Below are 23,795 nucleotides of genomic sequence, written 5' to 3' on the forward strand. Positions count from 1 at the left end.
CCCCCCCCCCCCCCCCGACGCCACGCCCACGGACCTGTCGCCCCGCCTCTTCATCGGGGAGCGGGAGGCGGTGACCCTGGACGTGACCGTCCTGGCCCGGTCCTATGGCGCTGCGTCCAGCCAGGGCGGCAGCTACCGCCGGCTGGCCCGGTATATCCGGGACGCAGGCGGGAATGTCACGCTGGTGGGCTCCGTACAGACCATCGGCGCCGACCAGGAGACTACGGCCGGCATGGATGTGACCCTGTCCGCTGACACCGCCGCCCAGACCATCACCCCGCGTGTCACCGGCGTGGCCGGTACCCGCATAGTCTGGAGCGCGCGCATCACCATCACCCGTATCAGCGAAGAGGCCGTTTATGACCGCGCTCAGTAAGGATATCGCTACAGGGGCGAGGGCGAGGCCCTGGTCATGACGGTGCTTACCGGGGTCACGACATAGAAGGGGCGAAAAACCACGCTAAGGGGACAAATCAAGAACATCTGTAAGAGCAGCTATTCGACCGGGGCCGGCAAACTTCCGGATGATGCTGATCGGCTCCACCGATAGCGAGGCTGTTAGCGTTTGTTGCGACAGCCTTGCGATGTTCCAGTTGAACAGCAGGTGCAGCCCAACATCGCGGGTCGTCGAAAGGAGGCATGCGGCGCAGCGCAAGAGGGCATGGACCATGCGGCGATGCCGGTCGTCCGCCAGTGAAGAGGGTCACAATGCGGGGGAGCCGCCGAGGAATCTGTCTATCTTCTCGTGCGCTCGGATCTCAGGTCTGAGCCGTTCTAGGTTTTCCCTCAGGAAGGTCCGCAATGACTGCCTCGACCCAAGATTGATCCTCGTGGGTTTGAGTGCCGCCACCGTCCCCTCGATGTTGAAGCGGTTCATTACGAGAAGGTCCTGCACCACCTCCAGGTAAACGCGGTCCCAGCTGCGTGCATCGCCGGCCTGCACATCTGTGTCTCCTGAGCAAAGTCTGCCAACTAGGTCACTGATCTCCTGCGCACTACCAGCCTTGGAGGCTTGTTTTTGGCCCGCTGATGCGTGTCGACCTCCGCCGTCGGGCCACCAAACGCCTTTGGCAAGCTGCGCTTCGACGTCCCTAATCCCGATGGATGAGGAGCACGAACGGTAGTTCTTCCAATGTATGTCGGTGATGACGCGTTCCAGTTCGCGGAAGTTGCCTTCCCAGGGAGCGGTCGCAATGAGTTCTATCGCGCCATCATCAATTTCGGGAAACAGGGCTGGCAAACCCATCCGCTCCGGGTTTCGGTCGTCCCAGTAAGGGCTCGACTTCCAGCAGTAAAGCAAAACAAGTCGCCTCAACATCTTGGCCCTCTCGGCAAAGGTGCCTTTGGCTTTAAGGATCTCTCTCAGTCGCCGGAATCGCACTACCGTTCTGATCCTATAGTACAGGTCCTCCCGGAGCACGCCGGCGGCGAGGAGATGCTCTACCGGCTTGTTGACTGCTATGACTACTTTCACCGTATACCGCGGCCGCCTGCTCTCGCCGATGCGACCCACGTAGACGTCGTCGTTGAACGGTTCTAGTAGGTCCAGCAGCTGAGTCTGGGAAGCTAAACTCGCGTTCTGAAACTCGTCTAGGAAAAGGACCTGGCCGTCGGCTTTGGCAAACCACCCGTCCTCGTCCTGTTTGGCGTCAGTGAAAGAACCCTTCTTATAACCGCGCATCCGACTTTCCAGGAGGTGTTCGGTCAAGCTCGCGATGTTCACCTCGACGAGTTCCTTTCCCAGCTCGAGCGCCAGGAGTTTAGCCGCCAGTGTCTTGCCCGTGCCGGTAGGGCCGTCGAACAGGATTGGCCCTTCGGGTAGGTCCGACCCGTTGGAGAGTCCGCCTTCGGCGGCAAACCCGACCCCCATGTCAGTGCTCGACATGGAGAGCAGTTCGACCATGATGGTAAACATTAGGCCTTTGTGGTTGGCCACTTCGTCAAACTGCTGAACTCGGGCGTCGGCCGTATGCACCTTACTGGCTGGGCGCCGAAGCTTCATCAAGCCGATAGGGAAGGTACTCACCTCGTCCCTGATGTACACGTGTAGCTCACGCGCCACGAGTTGGAGGAATTCATCAACAGGCGAAGCTCCCCGCTCCCGGAATGGGCTCGCCTTAGGCAAGGGGAGCGTGTGGGGCCAATAGTCTGGCACCAGGAACACGGTCCGGCGCATTCCCATCCGGTCCACAGCGCTCCGTAGCGGTCGATCAATCACCAGATGCTCCCGGCTAGGCAAGACCGAACTATCATCACCTAGCTTTGGCTCCGTCATCCCTCGGTAGAGGTCATCAAGGTAGCCTCGAATTGTTTTACCACCAGTCAAGTAATGGCTTAGGTGCTTGTTTTCATTTGCAATCTGGTCAAGTTCGACTTGTTCCGCCTCGTGGACGAGGGCCAGCAAGGGACGCCCCGTCTGCTCGGAGGCAGGTTGTTTACCTTCTAGACGGAACCGGTTGTCTATCCAATCCGCCCGGTGAAAGATGCCAACTTCGTCAACGCCGTGCGGTTTGGAAGCGAGGCTGATGATTCGGTATTCCATTATAAAACTTTCTGCCATTTGAAATTTTTCTAAGAAAATTTATATATCGTTTATTTTTTTCATCAAAGACTAATATTCTAAGTTATTGATATTACACAATATATCTGCATGATTCATATGTGGCACACTTCTAGCATTTGTAGGCTTGTGTAGCGGATAGCCTGCTACTAACCGAAGGAGTGAGCCATGAACATGTCAGTCAATAGCGAGAGCCAGATCGAGAAGCTGCTGGCGTTCCTGCGGGTTGCGAGCAAGGGAAAGTTCGAGGTTTCCCCGGAGCTGGTCGCCGCCTGCCTCAACCGGGTCTACCATTGGGCCCGCGACAACAACATCTCTGTCGAGATAGTTGACCCCACCGGAAACCGTGTCGCCTTCTTCAGCGCCAGCGGCGCCATTGTCGGCGCCACGCTGGGCTACGTCGTCGCGTCGTTCCCAGGAGCCGTGGTCGGCGCGGTGGGCGGTGCCCTTGTGGGCTACATGGCCGCGCACACGACCATCAAGATGCATCCGCCGGGAGCTGGTGGTGGGCCGGTCGTCTTCGCCCTCGTCTGAATATGGCGCGGCGGGCTCCCGCCGCGGTGGCCCAATCTAAATACAAATCTAGATTTGAAGGAGAACGACGATGAGCAAGACGCGACAGCTCGGCCTGACCGAGGTCATCCACCGCTCCCTCGCGGTGAAGGCCAGCGACGTGGAACCCTTGGTGAAGTACCTGGAGATGGATCGGCAAGCTGTTTCCTTCGAGAAGGGGAAGCTACAGCAGACGGCGGAGGCCATCGCGGACCGGCTCAGGAGGATGGGAAGCAACGACTTTGCTACCCTCGTCCGCGGCAGCGGCGTTGAGTACGCCGAAGTCGTCCTGGATGTGGCGGAAAAGCTCGGTGCAAAGGAGGCAGGTAAAGGCAAGACGGTGGAGCAGAACGAGGCCGCCATCCTGGGTAAGCTCTTCGCTGACGCTCTCGACAAAATGTCTGACGCGGAGCGACGGCAACTCTTCTCGACCATGGGCATCAAGGAAAGGGACATCCCCCTCGGGTCGACGGGCACGATCCTCGTCCAACTGCTGCTCAAGAACTTCGGCGGCTTTGCGACATACCGCATGTCGCTGATCGTCGCTAACATGGTCGCCCGTGCCCTGCTTGGCAGTGGCCTGAGCTTCGCGACAAACATCGCGATTACGCGGACCGTAGGTACCTTGCTCGGCCCAGTCGGATGGGCCGCCTCCGCGGCCTGGCTTATGGTCGACCTCGCAGGGCCGGCCTACCGAGCGACGGTGCCCGCGGTGGTCCACGTGGCGATGCTCAGGCAGATGCTCACGAAACGAATCAACATCGGCGTGGTGGGCGAGGGGTCCACAGGCAAGGACTCGCTGGTGAAGGCCGTGTTCGGCGTCGATACTGGCAACGTGAACCCGGTCGCAGGCTCCACCGTGGACACGAAGATCTATGAGCTTGGCCCTACGGGTGCCGTCCACTTGGTCAACTACCCAGGCTTCAACGACACGAGAAGCGCCGTCAACCAGCACGTCGAAGACATGCTGCCCTACACGGATGTGTTTCTTATGGTGGTGGACATCAACCGTGGCGTCTCGGGCCTAGAGGTGGCCACCCTCGAGAAGCTCAAGCGGATCGGTCGCCCGATACTTGTCTGCCTAAATAAAGCGGACATGCCACGCCCAAAGGACCGTGAGCCGTTGATGGCGGCAGCGCGCGCGCGCCTCCATGGAGTAGAACTAATCGAGACAGCTTTCGACCCAGACCCACGGCTTGGAGTCGACGTCCCCCTGAACTGCGGCGCAGTACATAAATGGGTGGTGAAGCAGGTGGAGGATAGTGGGAAGGAGACGGCCCACCACATCCCACGGTCGGAATACCCCTGACCCAGCGGGGAACCCGGTAACTTTCATGTAATGCCGAATGGCAATCAGGCCAAGCTTGGCGGGTCATGGTTCCGCGGTTCCCCTCTTCCGCACGCGTTTCACGATGTCCGCCACCGTGTTCTTGCTGAGCCCAAGTTCCCTGCCGATCAGCCGATAGCTGCGCCCCGCCGCGACCAGGGCCAGCACCTTGGGCGCCAACCGGTCGGACTTGGGCCGCTGTCCCGGCCTGCGCCCCAGCACCTTGCCCCGCGCCCTGGCGGCGGCGAGGCCGGACCGCACCCGTTCGCGCAGCAGGTCGCGCTCAAACTCCGCGATCCCGGCCAGGACGGTGGCCAACATACGACCGGTGGCCGTGCCCAGGTCGAACGCCATGCCGCTCATCGCGATCAGCGACACGCGGCGGGCCTCCAACTCCCGCAGCGTATGCAGCAGGTCCATGGTGCTGCGGCCCCAACGGGACAGTTCCGTCACCAGCACGGCATCGATCTGCCGCGCCTGGGCCAGTGCCATCACATTCTTCCGCTCCGCCCGGTCCAGCCTGGCACCCGACCCGGTTTCCTTGTAGATGCCGACAACCTCGTACCCCGCCCGCATGGCCAGGGTCAGCAGATCCCGCTCCTGCCGCTCGCAAGACTGATCGGCCGTGGACACGCGGCAGTAGATGGCTACACGCTGTCCCAATTGAACCCTCCCGGCGGCATCGCCTTGTGAGTGGCAGAACGTCTGGGCCTTGTTGCGTATCGAACAGACATTACTCCAACTGGGACAGAACTGCCATGCCGCGCCGCAGCGTACTGACCGATGCCCAGATCGAGGCGCTGTTCGCACTGCCCACGACGGAGGCCGACCTGATCCGTCATTACACGCTGAGCCCGGCCGACATCGCGGTCGTGGCGCGTCGGCGACGGCCTCACAATCAGCTGGGCTTCGCCGTCCAGCTCTGTGCGCTGCGCTATCCTGGCCGGCTGCTGCGGCCGGGTGAACTGGTTCCGCCCCAGGTACTTTCCTTCGTCGCCGACCAGCTGGACCTGCCGCCTGACGCGTTGGCGGAATATGCCACCCGGTCGCAGACGCGATACGACCAGCTCGAAACCCTGTACGCCATCTATGGCTACACCACCTTCTCACAGCCAATCCGGCGCGAGATCGCCAAATGGCTGCTGCCCGTCGCCTTGGCCACTACCAGCGGCATGGTGCTGGCAGGCCTGCTGATGGAGGAACTGCGGCGGCGGACCATCGCGGCTCCCGCTGCCTCCACCATCGAACGCCTGGTGGCCGCCGCCCTGTTGCAGGCCGAGCGCCATGTCGAAAGGCAGATTGATGCCGCCCTGGCAGTGGAACAGCGCGAGGGCATTGACAAGCTGCTGGCGGAACGTCCCGAAACCGGGATGAGCTTGCTGGCCTGGGCCCGTCAGTCCCCCGGCGTCACGGGCCATCGAGCCGTGGGCCGGCTGGTTGAACAATTGACTGCCCTGCGTGCCCTCGGCATCGATCCGGGGATCCGGGAAAGCATCCATGCCGACCGTGTCCACCTCCTGATCCGGGAAGGTACCCGGCTGTCGGCCCAGCATCTGTCTGCCCTGGCGCCGTTGCGTCGCCAATCCATCCTGACGATGACGGTGCTAGAGACCATCACCCGGCTCACCGACGATATCATCGGTATGTTCGACCGTCTCATGGGTGGGCTGTTCCGGCGGGCGGAACGCCGTGCGGCAGAGACGATCCAGGCCAACAGCCGGGCCATGTATGAAAAGGTGCGGTTGCTGGCCAGGGTGGGCGAGGCGTTGATCGACGCGCGCGGCAAGGGGACGGATGCCTTCGCCGCCATCGAGGCGGTCATCCCGTGGGAGAAATTCAAGGCCGCCGTGGCCGAGGCCGGCGAACTGACGCGCGACGACGCTACGGATTATGCCGCACTCGCCGCCACAAACCACGCCCTGCTGCGTCGCGTGGGACCGATGTTCCTGGACAGTTTCAGCTTCCAGGGCATCGCCGGGGTCAGTGCCCTGCGGAACGCATTGGCTTTGATGCGGACCTTCTATGCCGGCGCGCGGCGGACGTTGCCCAAGGGCTTGCCGACCGGTTTCATCCGCCGCACTTGGCGAGCCGCAGTGCTGCGCGGCGATGGGATCAACGCGCCTGCCTATGAACTCTGCCTGTTCGTGGAACTGCGCGACCGGCTGCGCGCCGGCGACATCTGGGTGGAAGGCAGCCGGCAATACCGGGCCGTGGAAGATCAACTCGTGCCCAAGACCCTGTTCTCGACCATGAAGCTGGCCGGGCCGCTGCCGGTCGCTGTGCAGGATGAGGCTATCGGATATCTGCGCGAGAGGCGAATATTGCTGGAGGAAAGGCTGCGCCAGGTAGATGGGCAGGCCGCCAAGCAATTGCTGCCGGATGTCAGGATCAACGGCACCGCCTTGAAGATCTCACCCTTGCAAGCCGTGACCCCGGAGGCGGCCGAGCACTTGGCCGACCGTGTCCAGGCCGTGATGCCAAGGATACGCATTACCGAGCTGCTGGCCGAGGTGAACCGCTGGACAGGCATGATGGATTGTTTCACCCATCTGCGTTCACATCTGCCAGGGGACGACCCGCGCGTCACCCTGACGGCGGTGCTGGCCGACGCCACCAACCTGGGGCTGACGCGCATGGCCGAGGCCTGCAATGTCGTCAGCTATCGGCAATTGGCCTGGGCGGCGGGCTGGCATCTGAGTGAGGAAAATTACGGACGTGCCCTGGCCCGCATCATCAGCGCCCAGCATGCACAGCCCTTGTCCGTCTGGTTTGGCGATGCGTCGGTATCCAGCTCGGATGGCCAGCATTTCCCGCTGGGCGGCCAAGGCGAAGTGGCCGGTGCCGTCAATCCGCACAAGGGATCGGGGCCGGCCATCTCCTTCTATACCTGCATTTCCGGTCGCTATGCGCCCTTCCACACCAAGGTAATATCCGTGTCGGAGGGGGAGGCTGCCCATGTCATCGACGGGCTGCTTTATCATGGCGGCGATATCAATATTGCTGTCCACCACACCGATGGCGGTGGCGTTTCGGACCATGTATTCGGGCTCTGCCACCTGCTGGGCTTTCGCTTCGCGCCGCGCATCCCCAACATTGCCAACCGCCGGCTGCACACATTCAGCCCGGCATCGACCTGGCCGGCGCTGGAGCCCTTCATCGCGGCCCGCATCGACGAGGCCATGATCACAACCCACTGGGACGATCTGCTCCGGCTGGCGACGTCGGTGCGGATGGGCACGGTGCCGGCGTCTCTGATGCTGCGCCGCTTGGGTTCCTATCCCCGCCAGAACGGGCTGGCCCTGGCGCTGCGTGAAGTCGGCCGGATCGAACGCACGCTCTTCACCCTCGACTGGCTGGACGATCCGATGTTGCGTCGGCAGGCGACGGCGGAACTGAACAAAGGTGAATCCCGCAACGCCCTGGCCCGCGCCGTCTGCTTCCACCGCCTGGGCCGCCTGCGGGACCGAACGCTGGAAAGTCGACAGCACCGGGCCAGCGGCCTGAACCTGGTCGTCGCGTCGATCATCCTGTGGAATACGGTCTATATGGACCGCGCCATCCGGTTCCTGCGCGGAAAAGGAGAGGACATTCCCGACACCCTGCTGCCCTATCTGGCGCCCCTGGGCTGGCAGCACATCAATCTCACCGGCGACTACCTCTGGGCCGAACCTGCGAAACTCGACAAGGACGGTTACAGGATATTGAGAACGCCATCAGAACGTCTCGCAACATGATGTTCCCTTTTTGTCCGCTTAGCGTGGTTTTTCGCCCCTTCTATGTCGTGACCCCACCTTGTGATCGTTAATATGGCCGGTGCCCACTTTGGCCGACGTGGCCGGGAATTTCACTTTGCACTGCGATTGTACGCCAAGGCTTCGCCCTTTTTCCTTCAAATATATTTGTCACCATTTCGAATGATAATGCCGTCATCGAACATGTTATTCAAGGTTCTTGGTTCGCTTAATATCCAGCTAATACTACCATCATTCTCAGAAAGGCTCGTACATAGATGGGCGGATATTGGGAAGAGAAACCCCATTATCTGATCTTATTAGGAGAGTTGACTATAATATCTTCTGCTTGTCGATGCAAATTTTGCATCACGGAGAAAAGATATTCTCTGACCCTTTCCACTTTTGAGTCTGGAATACTAGGTGTTGCATCAAGAGCGTGCTCAATGTCGGTGGCCGTAGCCTTTACGGCATTTAAAGCTAAGAGAGATGCTTCATAGTCGTTGATTTGTTTATGCGACGATAAAAGATACTCTAGTAATTCAACTTCTCTTTTCGAAACAAGATACGGAACACGTTGCAGGGCACTCGTATTCGCAAATCGAGAAAGCAAAACTCGCAGAAAAGCAATGTCAGAATGACGATAGCCGGCCTTGGACATTATTGACTGCAAGATTCTGCCGACGCGCAGAATAGAATAAACCTCCGAACTTAAATACTGGACGTTTTTGGGGTCGATATAGACCAGATTATTTGCCGCTTCGCTTCGCAGGTCGGTCGAAAATCGCTGCGCGTAAATGCGGCCGTATGGTGACATTACCTGTACGCGCATTTCCTTGAAGATCGGACCAATGTGGGCAAAGAGATCGTTATCCTTCACTACCTTCACCGACTCACGTAGCTCAGATAGCTGAACAAGTGGATCAAACCAAATTGCTCCAAGTGTAAACTCTACGCCAATCGATCTACATGCTTTAATCGCTGCAAATATGCAGTCGATGGAAATTCTCTTTGCATAGCGTTTCAACTGTGTCGGCGCAAAGGATTCAACGCCCAAATAGACATACAGCCAACCCGATTTATTAAATTCTTCAAGAACTTTCCGCCGATGGAGGGACTGAATTTCATCTTCATTCAAATCCACAATGCTATCACATCGGGTATCTATGCCAATTGTCCAATACTCATAAGTGCTAGAGAGACGCTCTGAAAGTTTATTCACTGCTTCTAAACGCCGACGTCTTGATTCAGTATTTAATCCACCTAAGAAATTTTCATCTGTAAACTGAAATGACTCTAGATTGAATTTTTCTCGAAGGCTGCTCATAATACCGACGGGGTCGTTTTGCAGATCGGTAACTACGCCTTTTGTGTCAGTTCTATTGCTCAGACGGCAGAACGTGCAGTGCTCTTCGCACCCAGAGGAGAGGCCAGGAAGAAAGTACTGAAATCCAAGGTTACTGCTCGCCACAGCCGCAGCGGCAACAAACACCTCTTCAGACATCGAAGTTGTCCCTTGGTGCTCAACACTCTGGCAATTGGACAAGGGACCGGATGCTTGCTTAAGTGCGGTGATAGCTTGCACTACTTTCGCTGTGTCATGCCTTGGGACCACCTCAATGGGGCAGTCAAACATGGTAAAAATATCTGTATTATTGGCTTTTTCGCCAAAATATCCATCAGTTACAGTATCTCCTACAATAACGTACCCTACGGTTGCCTTATAGGTTGTCACGATTTTTCTAATTGAATCAGGCCAACTTCCGATCGTCACATCCAAGACTGCAATTTCGTAGTATTTGGCCTCAAGCTGACTTATGCTGCTTGTATCAAACAACTCAAAGGAAAAAGTCTTAGAATCGAATTCTTTGGAAGATTCGAGAAAAAGTCTTTCAAAGCGATGTGGATTTACAAAGAATCCAGTACGCTTCTCGATAGGGCTTACAAATACCACGCTCATGTCGATAACCTCACAAACGGAGTATACTGGATATCAGCCGTACGCTGGGTGGTTCAGCACCATTTCTAGGGGAAACACTAAGAAAGATGAGGAAGCTCCCACTCACTACTTCACTCTTGATCCGTCTGAGGATTTCGTCATTAGTTAGGATCGAGGCCGCGCCAAGCGTTCCCAAGCCATGCAGCCCCCAGAATAGGAAAGTCGTTTTGTCATCTTGTACATGTCTCACAACCACGGCAACGTCTCCACTTCCATGTGCTGTGTCCGAAGGTGAAAAGTACCTTGCATGAGTTACAGTGTCGATGAAGTGAGGCTGGAGTTCTGGAGTAGCTTCGCAGAATTTCACTCGGAAAAGTAATTTTTCTGCAAAGATTTTAGAAGCTAGGTTGGATTTTGGCCCGCATATCAACAAAACTCGTGTGTCCATCTTTGCAGAAAATGTTACTTCTTCTACAGTGTAAGGAATAGAGGCAGACGCCAGACTGTCTTGGATGATAAAGCGCGCAGCAATATCTTCTTCACGTATCTTGCTCCCTTCGTACTTTGGGTAAATAAGAATTGTGTGCATGCGTTCTTTCCCCCAGAACGACCGAATAGATCTCTTTTTTATGCGGCGTCGATAGAACGCTGCGCCTGCACCAGCCACAGCGGTAGTAGCTAATACCGCTGCACTATAGTCGCTTATTAGCCCAATAACCCAGTTGATGCGCTCAATGTCCATCATTCACCATGCACATAGTCAAGCCAGAATGAACGATTGCGCCCGCGATAGAATGAGTCGAGAATCTGGTCCAATGCAGCCATGGTGGGTAGAGCTTGGTGTCCAGTGCAAATGTTCGCCTGGTTGCCTTCGAGCCATGATATAACCTCATGAATCATTTGAGTTTGGATGTGTGTAGCCTTTGGAAACTTGAGCGCCCTGATGCCTTCTGGTCCCTTAACTTCAATCGTCTCGTCCCCATGAATGGAAAGACTGACCTCACCTCTTTCGAAAAGAACCTTCAATCGATCTTGCTTGTTTTGTGAACATAAAAAGAATAAAATGCTCCCAACAACCCCAGAAGTTGATGAGAAAGAAGCTGAAACAACATCTTCATATGGGGAATGAAGCCCGGTTGATTTTACAACGGAGGATATCTCCCTCAGATCACCAAATATCCATGTCAGCACATCAAGTACATGTGGTGCTATATCGAAGAATTTTCCACCACCTGACACGGCCAAATCGGACATCCATCCCGATAGGGGGTAGTCGGTGTTTCGTCTCTCCAATAGAAAGTCGATTGCAATCGGCTTACCCAGAACTCCATTCCAAACAAGTTCCCGCAGCTTTATGAATCTATCAATAGCGCGACGGTAGTGCGCAATAAATAGAGGAACCTCTGCCTTATCAAAAAACTCGCAAATTTCTTTTGCTTCGGATAGGTTTCTTGCGAAGGGTTTCTCGATGTAAGTCGGCAGCTTTGCCGCACAGGATTTTCGGGCATGTTCGAAGTGCAGGCCGGGAGGTGTTGCAATGTATACAGCGTTAATTTCGGGCTGACTGAGAAAATCCTCTAAGTTAGAAAAGTACGTTGAGGCTCCCAATAATTTAGCAGTCTCTTTTGCTTCAGTAAAATCACGACGGTAGATCGAATAAACACGACTTCTGCTTTCAAGATTGAACGCAGGGCCACTCTTTGTCTTTACAACGGAACCTCCTCCAATAATGCCCCAGTTAATCATTTTGACTGTTCACCTTTCATTCCTTGGCTGCACCATCAGCCTTATCGGACCCCAGCAGCCAGGCCAGAGGCGGATCTGCTATCCATAGCTTTATTTTATAGGATATGCTCGCCCATGTCACGCTCCAAATTTGTATTTATGCTCACATAATATCGACATACGATATTATGAGCCTCTCCCTATTGAGCTGAACCGCCATGATGGGTCTATTGAGTCACCGCGGTCACGTCCCCGTCGGGGACTCAATAGACGGATCCCGAGACAGATTGGACGAATGACCAGCGAGGCGTAGCATGCGGCTGCGGTCCGTCATACTCCATCGAACGCCTTGCGCCGCCATTCACCACAGGACCCGACCCTTGTCAGCCGATTGCGGCATTTTTGAAACGTGCCACAGCCTGTTACCGAAGGACCCATTCGACAATGTTGGCTTTTAGGTGCCGCCACCGCCCCAGCGAACGACCGCCATGGGGCGCTTTGCGGTTGTTATGAGTGGTGCAAAGGGGGCCGGATCCGGTATTGCAGCTTTCGGGTAATCCGATGTGGAAAGCCTACCTTCTGTTGATCGTCCCTGATTCCGCCTCCGCCGGGCGGCGACAACGTCGAAATGCGGAAAGTGGGACGCGCCAATGTAGATGGATAGTGGATTCTTAAAGGCTGCACTCCCGCACTGCCCTGTGCAATGAAAGATGTTAGGCTAGCCGCCCATAGGAATGATGTGGTTTGGGGGCGGATGATGTACTGGAGTGGCAAGGCAGCCGATGCTGCACATCTGCGCCTGTTTGTGTCCGGCGACGGCTGGCGACTGTTCAAGGACAAGATGAGCGCGGACGGCGAGCGCATCGAGGAGGCAGGGACTCAGCGCGCCATCGAAAGCGCGCTGCTCAATGTCCTCAACGCGACCAATGTCGTCGTGCTGACTGGCACCGGTTCGTCGTTCGCAGCGACCAACGACGCGGCCAAGCTCTCGCCAGCGGGCATGGAGGACGTCTGGGTAGCGGTGAAGACTAAGGTCGGCGCACCTGTGTTCCAGGCGGTGTGTGATACCTTTGCCAGCGCGAAGATCGATAACAATATCGAGCGGCTGCTGACACTGTGCAAACTTTATCTGGAGCTTCACGAGACCGCGGTCACCGACCCAACCTACATCCGCATCCATGATTTCGTGGAAGCGGCCGAACAAGCGATCCTTGCCCGCGTCGACTTTGTCGATCGCGCCACCAACCTCGATGCCCACGCGGGATTGATCCAGAAGATTGGGCGCCGCGGCGTGCGCAAGGCACGGTCGAAGCTGTTCACGACCAACTACGACCTGTGCTTCGAGGAGGCGGCGCGGCGACACCGGTTCACGATCATCGACGGTTTTTCGCACGGTCTCGATCAAGTCTATGACCGCAGCCATTTCGAGTTCGACATCGTGCGGCGCTCGGGTCAGCGCGATGCGCCCGATTACATCGAGAATGTCTTCCACCTCTACAAGCTCCACGGCTCGCTCGATTGGCGCCGCCAAGTCGCCGACATATACCGGTCGCGTGGTCAGGAAGGGAAACCGGTTCTGATTTATCCGCGCTCGAGCAAATATCAGGAGAGCTTCGAGGCACCCTATCTCGACATGATCGGTGCTTTCCAGGCGGCGCTGCGGGAGCCCGATACGGCGCTGCTGATTTCGGGATTCGGCTTCAATGATGACCATATCAGCCGACCGATCCTGTCGGCGGTTGAGGCCAATATGTCGCTGCGACTGGTCATCTGCGATCCGGCATTCGTGCCGCCGGCCGAACTCGATGCCGCACCACAGACTATGCTCGCTGTGGCCGACCCCAAGAACCCATTCCTTGCCGCGTTTAAGCGCATGGTGGCGGGCGGCGATGCGCGCATCCACCTCATGAACGGCCGGTTCCAGGATCTGGTTTCCGCTCTTCCCGACCTGATCGGCGAAACGGACCGCGAGCGGCACATGCAGCGTGTAAGAACGCTCCGGGACGCGGGGGCGCCGACGACATGACCCGCATCAACCCGATCAATCCCGAGCGCTATATCGGCACGATCACCCAAGCGACCGCGTCCTATGTTCATGTGAACCTGCCCAATGCGGCGGCGGTGCCCGAGCGCCGCGGGCTGTCGCTCGGTGCGGTCGGCGACTTCGCGTTCGTTGATTGCGAGCGGTTCCAGATTCTTGGCCGGATCGTCGAGACCAAGATATCCGATGCCGAGCGACTGACGGTCGAACCGTCGCTCGGCAAATCCGCGGTCACCAATCCGATCGGTAAGATCCAACTGCTGGCGGCGGTCGAGCAGCGCTCGAACAAGCTGCGGCGCGGCCTGCCTGATTTTCCGCGGATTGGCGACGGCGTTTATCTTGCCGAACCCAGTCAGTTGGCGACGCTGATCCGCAATGCGGTGGCCGATGAGGACGAGCTGACGCTCAGCATCGGGCGGATCGATGCCGCGGACGGCGTCGATGTCTGCCTGCCTCCCGAGAAGATCTTCGGCCGGCATTGCGGGGTGTTCGGCGCGACTGGCGGCGGTAAGAGCTGGACCGTCGCCACGCTGGTCCAGCAGTTGAAGAAGGCCGGCGGTCGGGCGATCGTGCTCGATCCGACCGGCGAGTTCGCAAAAATGGGGAATGTTGACGAAGTCTTCGTTTTCGACGCACCCGCCGGAGCGGCAAAGCTCGTCCATTTCCCCTATCGCCAGATCACGGAGGACGATCTGTTCTCGCTGTTCAGACCGTCGGGTCAGAGTCAGGGCCCAAGGCTCAGGGAAGCGATCAAGAGCCTCAAGCTGGTCGCGGCCATCGCCGCCGCACCGCCAGCGGGTGTGTTCGTCAACAACGGCCTAGTCGAAAAGGCCGGACGACCGCGCGCGCCCTATTTCAATGCGCTTCACGCGCATGCCGCGCAGCTCCACCATCCGGCGTGCGACTTCGACATCTCCAACCTTGCCGAGCAAGTAAAGAACGAATGCGTCTGGGCGAGCAACCAAAACAATGCCGCAGCGTTCGGCAACACCGACCAGAATTCGCTCGGCTATTGTGAATCGCTGATTGCACGGATCAACACGCTGCTCGGCTCACGCGAGCTCGAATGCATCTTCAAGACCAAAGGCACGTCGCTGGTGTCCGAGCTGCGGGCGTTCCTCGCCGACGACAGCCGCGACATCGCGGTCATCTCGTTCAAGGATGTGCGGTTCGAGCACAATACCCGCGAAATCCTGCTCAATGTCATCGGCCGGTTCCTACTGGCCGAAGCCAGAGCCGGCGCGTTCCGCACGTCGCCGTTGGTTGTGTTCCTTGACGAGGCGCATCAGTTCCTCGGACGTTCGGTCGGCGACGAGCACAGCACAGTAAAGCTGGATTCCTTTGGACTGATCGCCAAGGAAGGCCGCAAATACGGCCTGACCTGCGTCCTCGCCACGCAGCGACCGAGGGACATTCCGCAGGACGTGATGAGCCAGCTTGGCACGCTGTTCGTGCACCGGCTCACCAACGATCAGGACCGCGAAACGGTCGAGCGCGCCTGCGGCGACCTCGATCGCAGCGCCGCCCAGTTCGTACCAATGCTGGCGCCCGGCGAAGCGGTGGTGATCGGGCCCGATATTCCCGCCCCCGTGCCGCTGTTCATCCACCCGCCCGAATACCCGCCGGATTCAAAGGGACCGGAGTTCCAGAGCTTCTGGCGCGTACGCAGAGAGCGTGCAGCGGCGGCAGCGGCGGCGGCAGCAGCCGCCATGCCGTTGGTTCCCGTCCCACCGATCCCAGCTCCGTCAATTCCAGCTATACCGGTTCCAATTCCGCCGCCGCCGCCGATCCGGCCGAGAAGCTCGCAGTTTGCGGACGATCTCGACGACGAAGTGCCATTCTAAAAATTTCGCTCGGGACTATAGTGCTGTCATCATAGCCCAGATGCGCAGGCATAACGAATTCAACGCCCCCCCTCCCGCGCACTGACCGGCCTCAAAAAATCACCGCATGGTATCAGCGCATTCGTCGAACTCGGCCTATGAATTAGGGTCGGGAGGGAAGTCAGTCCTAGTCATGCATCTTCAGTGGCAAGCGCAGTTCGCTAGCCGCGATATTACCTTTGCGATGCGCACCACGAAGCCGGCATGGCCTCAGTCGGACCCTCCTTCGTGCACCAATAATCGTCTCCACCCACAAGGGGTCCGGACACGAAAGTGATCATATTGTCCGGTTCGCGCGAACGGAGTAGGAACTACGCGACCAGCATGGATGTCGGGCGCCGCAGCGGGCGGAGGCCTTCCTTTGGCAAAGGGTCGGTACCCCACACATAATCACCGGTGAGACCGATATGCTCCCAGCCCAAGGGAGCGACATGTCGGATGTGATCTTGTGGGACATCCATGCCGGACGCCGCGAGATGGTCGAATGCGGCTTGGAGATAGCGTGTGTTCCATAGGATGACCGCGGCGACCAGGAGGTTCAGGCCTGATGCGCGGTAGGTCTGGTTCTCGAAGCTGCGGTCGCGCATCTCACCCAGCCTGTTGAAGAACACGGCCCTGGCCAGGGCATTGCGGGCCTCCCCCTTGTTCAGGCCGGCATTGGTGCGGCGGCGCAGAGCGGGATCGCGTAGCCAGTCCAGCGTAAAGCTCGTGCGTTCGATGCGGCCGAGTTCGCGTAGCGCCAAGGCGAGGCCGTTCTGTCTTGGGTAGGCGGCCAGTCGACGCAGCATGGCTGACGCGGTGACGGTGCCGGATCGGATGGAGGCGGCTAGGCGCAGCAGTTCCTGCCAATGGACGGCCAGATGCTCCAGATCGATCTCGCCGCCAATCAGCGGCTTCAGAAGGGTCGGTGGTGTGTCGCCAGGGAAAAGGTAGAGGCGGCGATCCTTCAGGTCGCGGATACGCGGCGCGAAGCGAAATCCCAATAGGTGGCAGAGCCCGAAGACATGGTCGGTGACCCCGCCCGTGTCGGTGTAGTGCTCCTCGATGGCAAGACCGGTCTGGTGATAGAGCAGGCCATCCAGCACATGCGGGGCCTCACTGGCGGAGGCAGCGATAACTTTGGTGTGGAAGGGACCGTATTGGTCGGAAATGTGGGTGTAGAGACTGACGCCCGGCTCATTGCCATGCCGGGCATTGACGTCACCGCCGGCGCTGCCATGGCCGCCCGCCTTGTAGAACTGCCCGTCTGAGGATGAGGTGGTGCCGTCGCCCCAGGCGGCGGCCAACGGCAGGGTGCGATGGGCATCGATGATACGGGCCAGGGCAGTTGCATAGGTTTCCTCGCGCACATGCCAATCATGGACCCAGGCGAGCTGGCGGATGGAAACACCCCGACAGGCATCGGCCATGCGGGAGATGCCGAGATTGATGCCGTCTGCCAGGATAACGGTCAGCAGCGAGGCACGGTCATCCGCAGGGCGGCCGCTGCGCTGGTGGGAAAAGCAGCCGCTGAAGCCGATCCAGGTATCGACCTCCATCAGCAGGTCGGTGATCTTGATGCGCGGCAAAAGTTCATAGGCGGCTCGCCCGAGGGCCTGGGCGGGCTCCGGGGTCTGATCGCGGATCGGCGTGATGCGCAGCTCACCGCCGGACAGATCGACATCCTCCAGTTCACCGGCCTGGGCACGGCGACCGACATCGCGCAGCCTTTCGACCAGCAACTGCTGGCGGGTTGCCAGATAGGGGGCGGCATCGCCGGTCACGGCCAATGGCAGCGCACCCTCGTCACGGAGCGCCTGGAAGGTGGGCCGGGGCATGAGGCAGCTTTCGAAATCACGGAACTGCCGGCTGCCCCGAACCCAGACATCGCCGGCGCGCAGTCGGTCACGCAATTCCGTCAGGACGCAGATCTCGTAGGCTTTGCGGTCGATGGCACCGGTCGGCATGACGAAGGTTCGCCAGGAGCGGCGGATGAAGCCCGTAGGGACCTTGTCGGGCAGGCCGCGCTTGCCGGCGGCGAACAGGTCGCGGACCAGGGCAACGGCGCGCAACAGGGAAGAGACGCCGGGCCCGCCTTCGAACTGGAAGGTGATCAGAAGCGTCGGCATGAAGGTCCGGACGGTGGCATAACGGGACAGCAGCTCGGTGCGGGCATCGCCGGCACCGGGATCGGCCAGGGGTTCCACGCCGGCGACGCTGGCCATGAAGCGGAACCAGCCAACGTCCTTTTCAAGGGCGGCCATAGGATCGGCACCGGCCTCGTGGGCGGTGATCAGGCTGCGGCATGCCGTCACCAGGGTTCGCAGATGGGCCCTGGTGTCCTTCACGGATTGCAGAACCTTATCGGCCGTGCGGTTCTCGGCCCGCCGGCCCAGCATGACCATCAGCTTGTCGAACATGACCAGGGCGGCATCGGTAAGATCGGCCTGCAACCGGATGGCAGCGGCCACCAGCAGAGCCCGCCGTCGTTGGTCGGACATTTCCCGGATATGCTGGGCGGTCATGCGGTGCGCGTCGGCCGACAGGCGCGTGAAGGCGATGTCGGGGATGCGGGCTGACAAGGACGGATCAAAGACGAGACCCCTGACCCTGGTCAGCCTGTCGATGATGGCCAGCATGTTGCGGGGTGCCGGCGACAGAGGGGCTTGCCGCAGCCAGGCCAGCAGGGTCGTCTCTCCCTCACCGGTGGGGGCCAACAGCGTGTCGAGCCGATCCAAATCGGCGGGTTGCAGGCCTTCCAGCAGCACGCGGTGGATCAGGTGCTCTGCGCGCGCCCGCGCCTGGTGCAGGATCAGTTCCATCACTGCTGACGATGGCAGCAGTACCCGCCGCTGGCGTAGTTCGTCGATCAGGATGCCGGCCAGAGACACGGGATCGCGCGTGACCTGTGCGATGGATAGCAGCCAGCGGGCGATGTCCCGGAACATCCGTCTGTCGAAGCTGCGATAACCGAAGGCCACCATGATATCGGCCAGATGCTCGCGCCGTGTCTGCGGTCGACTGTGATAGGCGGGCAAATCCTCCGGCCGGGCATCGACTTGACCCGCGACATAGGCCAGGAAAGCATAGGGCAGGACCTCATCCGATGGCGGCACCCTGCCTGGATGCCGTGCGAGGCAGAACTGGACGGCATAGCCAAGCCGGCTCTGCGGCAGCCGCTTGCCGGTGATCCGGTCAAGCTCTTCCCGGTTCAGGGTATAGTGCTGGATCAGGCTGCGGTCATCATGGGGGATACCGAGCATGCTCTGCCATTGCAGAGGCGTCAACAGCCTGCAACGGGCCATTCTTGATTCCGGTTGAAGCGGTGGGGAACTGGTTTCGTCATGTGCTTAATTGCCTGGGTTGCGTGGATCATACCTTGGCGTAAGCAACCCCAGGATACTATCCAGCCGCCGCAATAGCATGGTGGCCGACGCGATGCCCACCGGCTGCCCGCCGGTAAAAGGCAGCCGAGGGCCACAGCCGTCACCTGCCTTGATACTTGCTCGCTCACGGCCCGTGAAGATGACCGTCAAACGGCCTTTTGACGGCCACCTCCCAAACTGTCCGTTTATTGGCCTTTACAATGACTTTCCGGACTCATAGATTAACGGACAAGTTTGCGGACAAAAGGCGGACGGCGATGGTCGAAATCGGGTATGCGCGCGTCTCAACCAGCGAACAGGACCTTGCCCTCCAGCTCGACGCCCTCGCCAAAGCCGGCTGTACCCGCGTCTTCGAGGACAAGGCCTCCGGTGCCAGGACCGACCGGCCCGGCCTGACGACGGCCTTGGCCTTTCTACGGGAGGGCGACGTTCTCGTTGTTTGGAAGCTGGACAGGCTCGGCCGCTCTCTACCGCATTTGATCGAAACCGTCACAACCCTAGAAGAACGTGGCATTGGCTTTCGGTCGCTAACCGAAGCCATCGACACCACCACGCCTGGCGGGCGGTTGATCTTCCATATCTTCGGGGCGTTGGGGCAGTTCGAACGAGACCTGATCCGGGAACGGACCCGCGCTGGCTTGGATGTCGCCATCGCCCGTGGGCGACGCGGTGGCCGCAAGCCCGTGGTCACCGACGACAAGCTGCGACGGGCGATGGCCTTGATCGCCCAGGGCCTGACGGTTCGGGAGGCAGCCGCCAGGGTTAAGGTTGGGAAGACCGCCCTCTACGCAGCCATGGACAAGGTTTCCGACACCGAAACCGGTGGCTGAAATCTCATGTTCGCCCTACGCTGGCGCGCCTTTTGCGGATGACGGGGCAAACACCGCGCGTATCGGGCAGTCCCGCGATGGCGGACAGTTCAACTCGTGCCGGTCGAAGATTCCAGCAGGGCTTCCTCGGAAACATTTGATTGAGCTGCCGCACGCTCCTGTGCCTGCGCCAGGATTTCGCCGACGGTGCGCAGCCGCTGTTGCATACGAGGTGACACAAAATCCAGGAAAGCCCGTAACTTGAGAGGCTGGTGCGGCCGAGGCGCGTGCACTATGTGGACTGGAAACGGTGCCGGGGCCCATTCGGTAAGGATCGGGACAAGGGAACCATCACTGACGCTGTCGGCGGCCTGATAGGAGATGATGTAGGCGATACCGAGGCCCGCCGTTGCGCCCGCGATCACGGCATCGGCGGTGTTGACTGAATAGCGGGGCCGGATGATCGTGCTTTGCTCGCCGCGCGGCCCTGAAAACATCCAGTCGCGCCATAGTTCGAGCCCCTCATAGGCAATGCATCCATGCTCGACGAGATCGTCGGGGGTTTGTGGCGCACCGCGCCGGGAGAGATAGTCTGGGCTTGCACAGGTGACCCAGCGGACCTCTCCGACGCGCTTGGCGACCAGCGTGCTGTTGGGGAGATTGCCGAGACGGATGGCGACGTCCACATGTGACTCGACCAGATCGACGACGCCATCGGTCAGTGCCAACCTCACCGTCACCTCCGGATAGGCTTCCAGAAAATCGTGGATGATCGGCGCGACATGGGTCTTGCCGAACATGATCGGTGCTGTGATCAGAAGCTCGCCGCGCGGTGCGCGATATTCGCCAGATGCGGCGCGCTCGGCCTCAGCCAGTTCCTCCAGGACACGGCGCGCGGAGGCGACGTAGGCTGTCCCGGCTTCGGTCAGCAGCAACTTGCGGCTCGTGCGCACCACCAGTTGCGAGCCGAGCATGGCTTCGAGATCGGAGACGCGCCGGCTGACAGTCGGCAGCGGAATGTTCAGCGTCCGCGACGCCGCAGAGAGGCTCCCGCCATCAACGGCCGCAACCAAAGTGCGCATCGCCTCGAACCGATCCATTAACCCTCTCGTATAGCGGAAGTCTATCTTTCATTATTACTAGCTATTGGGGAAATGTGGAAGGCGGTAATTCTCTTTCACGGGCCGATCAGGCCAGTTGAACAAGAGGCAAAGCCCATGTCGCAGATACCGACGCCAAGCGTGGAGGATGCTCCTGTTCAGTCCAGGCCATTGCTTGCGCATGTCGATCAGCGGTTCGGTGGAATTCCCAATTTCTATCGGATCGTCTCGAACAGTCCTGCTGTGCTGCAGGCGGTCCTGGGCTTCCAGGGTGCGCTGATCGACGGGGCGCTCGACCCGTCGATCGCGGAGCGCATTGCGCTCACTGTCGCCGAGGTCACCGGCGTTCACAGCATGACCAGCAAGGAGGTTCGAGACCGCTACGCTCATGTCTGGGCGACCGGGAACGGACGGATCGTCGGCTTCCGCCAGTACATCGATACTCTCGCTATCGAGGAGGCCCACTCATGAGCCGGGTTGCGATCGTCACCGGCGCGAGCCGCGGCATCGGCCGCGCGACCGCCATCCGACTGGGCCGGGATTTCGAGGCGGTCGCCATCGTCGCACGCTCGGCTGACAGCTTGGCGGAGACCGCCGGAATCCTTCGCACCTCGGGTGTCGAACCGCTGGCGCTCGCGAAAGACCTGCGTGATCCGGACGCCTGCAAGGCCGTCATCAGGGACACTCTCGACCACTTCGGACGGATCGATGCGCTGGCGTGCATTGCCGGTGCGGTGTCGCAGGCGGACCTGTTTACACTGTCGGATGAGGAATGGGACGACGGCCTGGCCCTGAAGTTCCATTCAGCCCGCCGTCTTACGCTCGCGGCGTGGGATGCACTGACAACGTCGGGCGGTTCGGTCGCCATCACGTCGGGAACGTCTGCTTACAATCCCAAGGCGTCGCTGGCTGCCGTGGGCACCATCAATGCCGCGATCGTCGCGCTGGCGAAGACGTTCTCCGAACGGGGCGTCAAGGACGGGGTGCAGGTCAATTCGATCCTGCCCGGATCGGTTTTGACGGACCGGCGACGGTCGATGCTGCAGGGTTACGCCGACCAGCATGGGCTGCCTCTCGACGTGGCGACCGAGAAGTTTGCCGCCGAGATCGGCATCGCCCGTTACGGTCAGCCCGATGACGTTGCAAACGTCATCGCGTTCCTGTTCGCGCCGGAAAGTCATTGGGTGACCGGGACGGCTGTCAGGGTCGATGGCGGGGAAACCAAGCTTGTCTGACGATGGTGACGTAAGCCAGCCGCCTGTCAGACCTTTCCGAAGGAGACCTTCCTTGAATTTACGTTATCTTCTGGCCGTCGCCGCAATGCTCTTAGCGCCGTATTCGGCTGTCGCTCAGAGCCTTCAATCGACGTTCGCGACGACCACCTATCACACGGTCAAGGTGGACGGAATCGGGATGTTCTACCGCGAGGCCGGTCCCAAGGACGCCCCGACGATCATTCTACTACATGGCTTTCCGTCGTCATCGCGAGCATTCGACACGCTGATCCCGCTGCTCGCGACGCGCTATCACGTGATCGCGCCCGACTTGCCGGGTTTCGGGCACAGCGACGCTCCGCCGCCGCAGGTCTACCCATACACTTTCGACCGGCTCGCAAGCTCGGTCGATGCGCTGCTGCAGACGATCAAAATCGACCGCTACTCGCTCTATCTGCACGATTACGGCGCGCCGGTCGGTTACCGCATCGTCCTGGCGCATCCTGAACGACTGCACGCGCTGATCATTCAAAACGGCAATGCCTACCAGGAAGGTCTGGGTGCGAAGTGGGCGAAGATCGCGGAATATTGGGCGGACCCGCAGGCGCATATGGACGTGGTCGATGCGTTTCTCTCATTTGAAGCGACGAAGCAGCGTCATGTCGCTGGCTCGTCGCATCCGGAGCGATATAATCCGGACACTTGGAATGACGAGTTCGCTTTCCTGGCAAAGCCGGGCCAGCGCGAGATCCAGGCGGCCTTGCTCTACGACTACCGCACGAATGTCGCGGCGTATGCTGAATGGCAGGCGTGGTTTCGCGAACATAGGCCACCAACGCTTGTCGCTTGGGGCGCAAATGATCCTTCGTTTCTTGCAGCCGGCGGCCTAGCATATCGACGCGATCTGCCAGATGCGGAAATCCATATGCTTGATGCTGGACACTTCGCGCTCGATGAAAAGACCGACGAAATCGCCGGCCTGATCCTCGGGTTCATGACGCGCCACGCGCAGTGAATTGAGGGAGCCCCATCGTCTAGATGCGGTATGGGGCCGGCCGATAGTAGCGGCTTGTGTGGCTGTCCTCCAGAGTGATGTGTGAGTAGCAACGGGGTCCTGATCCGTGTTGATTTCCACGCGGAACTGACCCGGGAAGGCGGCTTATTTCCATTGAGAATTGACCCATGTGACCCTTCCCCCTTCGCGTTGAGCGACGGGGGGCACCGGAGTGATCGACATGGGACTTTTGAATGTCATCCGTCGTTTGGCTTTGCGGGAGACGGTGGCGATCCGGGAGATCGCGCGCCGGACCGGTCTGTCGCGGAATACCATTAAGAAGTATTTGAACGCCGGGATGATCGAGCCGAAGTTCTCGATACCGGAGCGACCCAGCAAGCTGGACCCGTTCGCCGACAAGTTGGCAGCCTGGCTCAAGGCCGAGGCCTCCACATCGCGTAAGCAGCGCCGAACCTTGAAACATATGCACGCCGATCTGATCGCGCTGGGGTTCACCGGTTCTTATAACCGGGTTGCGGCCTTTGCCCGTGAATG

Annotated in this window: 18 protein-coding genes; 11 read left to right on the forward strand and 7 right to left on the reverse strand. The window is 59.4% G+C overall.

The window, feature by feature from the left end; translation table 11 throughout:
* Positions 1 to 376 (forward strand): hypothetical protein (locus ACODSP_RS26740; RefSeq protein WP_488968562.1); only part of this gene is annotated, 376 nt, incomplete at its 5' end.
* Between the two features lie 327 nt (positions 377 to 703).
* On the opposite strand, the gene ACODSP_RS26745 is transcribed toward ACODSP_RS26740, so the two are convergent.
* A complete protein-coding gene (locus ACODSP_RS26745) occupies positions 704 to 2,404 on the reverse strand; it encodes a sigma 54-interacting transcriptional regulator (RefSeq protein ID WP_488968563.1) in 1,701 nt (566 codons plus the stop codon).
* Between the two features lie 324 nt (positions 2,405 to 2,728).
* Here ACODSP_RS26745 and ACODSP_RS26750 point away from each other — a divergent pair, with 324 nt between their 5' ends.
* Positions 2,729 to 3,094 carry a hypothetical protein gene (locus ACODSP_RS26750; RefSeq protein WP_488968564.1) on the forward strand — a complete coding sequence of 122 codons (366 nt, stop codon included), beginning with the start codon at positions 2,729 to 2,731 and terminating at the stop codon, positions 3,092 to 3,094.
* 70 nt (positions 3,095 to 3,164) lie between these two features.
* The gene (locus tag ACODSP_RS26755) at positions 3,165 to 4,421 is read left to right on the forward strand and encodes a GTPase (protein WP_488968565.1); all 1,257 of its coding nucleotides are present in this window, start codon (positions 3,165 to 3,167) and stop codon (positions 4,419 to 4,421) included.
* Positions 4,422 to 4,484: 63 nt separating this feature from the next.
* Here the strand turns inward: ACODSP_RS26755 and ACODSP_RS26760 are convergent, their stop codons facing one another.
* Positions 4,485 to 5,102, reverse strand: a complete 618-nt coding sequence (locus tag ACODSP_RS26760) for a recombinase family protein (protein WP_488968566.1) — start codon at positions 5,100 to 5,102, stop codon at positions 4,485 to 4,487.
* Between the two features lie 95 nt (positions 5,103 to 5,197).
* On the opposite strand from ACODSP_RS26760, the gene ACODSP_RS26765 reads away from it, so the two are divergent.
* Entirely contained in the window at positions 5,198 to 8,173 is a 2,976-nt protein-coding gene (locus ACODSP_RS26765) for a Tn3 family transposase (RefSeq protein ID WP_488968567.1), read from the forward strand.
* 304 nt (positions 8,174 to 8,477) lie between these two features.
* On the opposite strand, the gene ACODSP_RS26770 is transcribed toward ACODSP_RS26765, so the two are convergent.
* The 3 genes from ACODSP_RS26770 to ACODSP_RS26780 are packed head-to-tail and all read right to left on the reverse strand — an operon-like array spanning position 8,478 to position 11,855.
* Positions 8,478 to 10,130 carry a radical SAM protein gene (locus ACODSP_RS26770; protein WP_488968568.1) on the reverse strand — a complete coding sequence of 551 codons (1,653 nt, stop codon included), beginning with the start codon at positions 10,128 to 10,130 and terminating at the stop codon, positions 8,478 to 8,480.
* A gap of 10 nt (positions 10,131 to 10,140) precedes the next feature.
* A complete protein-coding gene (locus tag ACODSP_RS26775) occupies positions 10,141 to 10,854 on the reverse strand; it encodes a hypothetical protein (RefSeq protein ID WP_488968569.1) in 714 nt (237 codons plus the stop codon).
* Positions 10,851 to 11,855, reverse strand: a complete 1,005-nt coding sequence (locus ACODSP_RS26780) for a Gfo/Idh/MocA family protein (protein ID WP_488968570.1) — start codon at positions 11,853 to 11,855, stop codon at positions 10,851 to 10,853. Before ACODSP_RS26780 ends, ACODSP_RS26775 begins: the two co-directional genes overlap by 4 nt.
* Before the next feature lie 733 nt (positions 11,856 to 12,588).
* On the opposite strand from ACODSP_RS26780, the gene ACODSP_RS26785 reads away from it, so the two are divergent.
* Together ACODSP_RS26785 and ACODSP_RS26790 are read left to right on the forward strand one after the other, a co-directional pair.
* Positions 12,589 to 13,860, forward strand: a complete 1,272-nt coding sequence (locus ACODSP_RS26785) for an SIR2 family protein (protein ID WP_488968571.1) — start codon at positions 12,589 to 12,591, stop codon at positions 13,858 to 13,860.
* Positions 13,857 to 15,719 carry an ATP-binding protein gene (locus ACODSP_RS26790; RefSeq protein ID WP_488968572.1) on the forward strand — a complete coding sequence of 621 codons (1,863 nt, stop codon included), beginning with the start codon at positions 13,857 to 13,859 and terminating at the stop codon, positions 15,717 to 15,719. The genes ACODSP_RS26785 and ACODSP_RS26790 overlap by 4 nt, the downstream gene beginning before the upstream one ends.
* A 350-nt stretch (positions 15,720 to 16,069) precedes the next feature.
* On the opposite strand, the gene ACODSP_RS26795 is transcribed toward ACODSP_RS26790, so the two are convergent.
* On the reverse strand, positions 16,070 to 19,042 hold the full coding sequence (locus ACODSP_RS26795; RefSeq protein ID WP_488968573.1) for a Tn3 family transposase: 2,973 nt from the start codon (positions 19,040 to 19,042) through the stop codon (positions 16,070 to 16,072).
* A 338-nt stretch (positions 19,043 to 19,380) separates the two neighbouring features.
* On the opposite strand from ACODSP_RS26795, the gene ACODSP_RS26800 reads away from it, so the two are divergent.
* Positions 19,381 to 19,953: a recombinase family protein gene (locus ACODSP_RS26800; protein ID WP_488968574.1), complete on the forward strand. Its 573-nt coding sequence runs from the start codon at positions 19,381 to 19,383 to the stop codon at positions 19,951 to 19,953.
* Positions 19,954 to 20,042: 89 nt separating this feature from the next.
* Here the strand turns inward: ACODSP_RS26800 and ACODSP_RS26805 are convergent, their stop codons facing one another.
* Complete coding sequence (locus ACODSP_RS26805; protein ID WP_488968575.1) at positions 20,043 to 21,032, reverse strand: LysR family transcriptional regulator; 990 nt, start codon at positions 21,030 to 21,032, stop codon at positions 20,043 to 20,045.
* Positions 21,033 to 21,149: 117 nt separating this feature from the next.
* Here ACODSP_RS26805 and ACODSP_RS26810 point away from each other — a divergent pair, with 117 nt between their 5' ends.
* From ACODSP_RS26810 to ACODSP_RS26825, 4 genes are all read left to right on the forward strand, one after another.
* Entirely contained in the window at positions 21,150 to 21,503 is a 354-nt protein-coding gene (locus ACODSP_RS26810) for a hypothetical protein (protein ID WP_488968576.1), read from the forward strand.
* Positions 21,500 to 22,267 (forward strand): SDR family oxidoreductase, encoded by a 768-nt coding sequence (locus ACODSP_RS26815; RefSeq protein WP_488968577.1) that lies wholly within the window; start codon positions 21,500 to 21,502, stop codon positions 22,265 to 22,267. Before ACODSP_RS26810 ends, ACODSP_RS26815 begins: the two co-directional genes overlap by 4 nt.
* A 52-nt stretch (positions 22,268 to 22,319) precedes the next feature.
* The gene (locus tag ACODSP_RS26820; RefSeq protein WP_488968578.1) at positions 22,320 to 23,261 is read left to right on the forward strand and encodes an alpha/beta fold hydrolase; all 942 of its coding nucleotides are present in this window, start codon (positions 22,320 to 22,322) and stop codon (positions 23,259 to 23,261) included.
* Positions 23,262 to 23,481: 220 nt separating this feature from the next.
* The coding region (locus tag ACODSP_RS26825; protein WP_488968579.1) for a helix-turn-helix domain-containing protein at positions 23,482 to 23,795 on the forward strand (314 nt) is incomplete at its 3' end.

The sequence above is a fragment of the Niveispirillum sp. FG156 genome (assembly GCF_057809555.1).

Excerpts from the sequence above, each read along its gene's own strand:
- ACODSP_RS26750 (WP_488968564.1), top strand. The coding sequence starts at position 2,729 with ATGAACATGTCAGTCAATAGCGAGAGCCAGATCGAGAAGCTGCTGGCG.
- ACODSP_RS26755 (WP_488968565.1), top strand. The coding sequence starts at position 3,165 with ATGAGCAAGACGCGACAGCTCGGCCTGACCGAGGTCATCCACCGCTCC.
- ACODSP_RS26765 (WP_488968567.1), top strand. The coding sequence starts at position 5,198 with ATGCCGCGCCGCAGCGTACTGACCGATGCCCAGATCGAGGCGCTGTTC.
- ACODSP_RS26770 (WP_488968568.1), bottom strand. The coding sequence starts at position 10,130 with ATGAGCGTGGTATTTGTAAGCCCTATCGAGAAGCGTACTGGATTCTTT.
- ACODSP_RS26775 (WP_488968569.1), bottom strand. The coding sequence starts at position 10,854 with ATGATGGACATTGAGCGCATCAACTGGGTTATTGGGCTAATAAGCGAC.
- ACODSP_RS26780 (WP_488968570.1), bottom strand. The coding sequence starts at position 11,855 with ATGATTAACTGGGGCATTATTGGAGGAGGTTCCGTTGTAAAGACAAAG.
- ACODSP_RS26785 (WP_488968571.1), top strand. The coding sequence starts at position 12,589 with ATGATGTACTGGAGTGGCAAGGCAGCCGATGCTGCACATCTGCGCCTG.
- ACODSP_RS26790 (WP_488968572.1), top strand. The coding sequence starts at position 13,857 with ATGACCCGCATCAACCCGATCAATCCCGAGCGCTATATCGGCACGATC.
- ACODSP_RS26795 (WP_488968573.1), bottom strand. The coding sequence starts at position 19,042 with ATGGCCCGTTGCAGGCTGTTGACGCCTCTGCAATGGCAGAGCATGCTC.
- ACODSP_RS26800 (WP_488968574.1), top strand. The coding sequence starts at position 19,381 with ATGGTCGAAATCGGGTATGCGCGCGTCTCAACCAGCGAACAGGACCTT.
- ACODSP_RS26805 (WP_488968575.1), bottom strand. The coding sequence starts at position 21,032 with ATGGATCGGTTCGAGGCGATGCGCACTTTGGTTGCGGCCGTTGATGGC.
- ACODSP_RS26810 (WP_488968576.1), top strand. The coding sequence starts at position 21,150 with ATGTCGCAGATACCGACGCCAAGCGTGGAGGATGCTCCTGTTCAGTCC.
- ACODSP_RS26815 (WP_488968577.1), top strand. The coding sequence starts at position 21,500 with ATGAGCCGGGTTGCGATCGTCACCGGCGCGAGCCGCGGCATCGGCCGC.